Source organism: Phaeodactylibacter luteus (genome assembly GCF_007993045.1).
In the GTDB taxonomy this organism is placed as follows: Bacteria; Bacteroidota; Bacteroidia; order Chitinophagales; family Saprospiraceae; genus Phaeodactylibacter; species Phaeodactylibacter luteus.
Genome location: NZ_VOOR01000206.1, coordinates 1 through 473, shown reverse-complemented (window position 1 = coordinate 473; position 473 = coordinate 1). Strand labels below are relative to the sequence as shown.

1 pseudogene is annotated in these 473 nt (G+C 54.5%); it reads left to right on the top strand.

What is annotated here, in order from left to right:
• A pseudogene (locus FRY97_RS22670) lies at positions 1 to 473 on the top strand (hypothetical protein); the annotation flags it as partial.

Below are 473 nucleotides of genomic sequence, written 5' to 3'. Positions count from 1 at the left end.
AGTACACGCAGATCATCAAGGTATACGACGACATCGCACCTGAGATCAGCTTCACACAGGCAGATCCATTCTGCTCACTGGACAACGTAGACTGTGATGCGACGGTGACTTATCCATTCAGCATCGACGAGAACTGTACTCCAGAGGACCTGACGATCAAGGTATTCCTGAACCCATTCAACTCAGGCAACCTGACTCAGCTCCCAGCGAGCGTGCTTTCAGGCAGCTACCCAGACTACACCATCTCAGGCGTGTTCCCATTGGGCAACCACAGCTTCGAGGTACACGTACTGGACGGCTGCGGCAACTCTGACCTGGCGATCCTGCCATTCAGCGTAGTAGACTGCAAAGCTCCAGCACCTATCTGCATCAACGGCATCTCTATCGAGCTGATGCCAGTTGACGAAGACGGCGACAACCTGCCAGACCCAGGCGCAGGCATGGCTGAAATCTGGGCTAGCGACTTCGTTGCT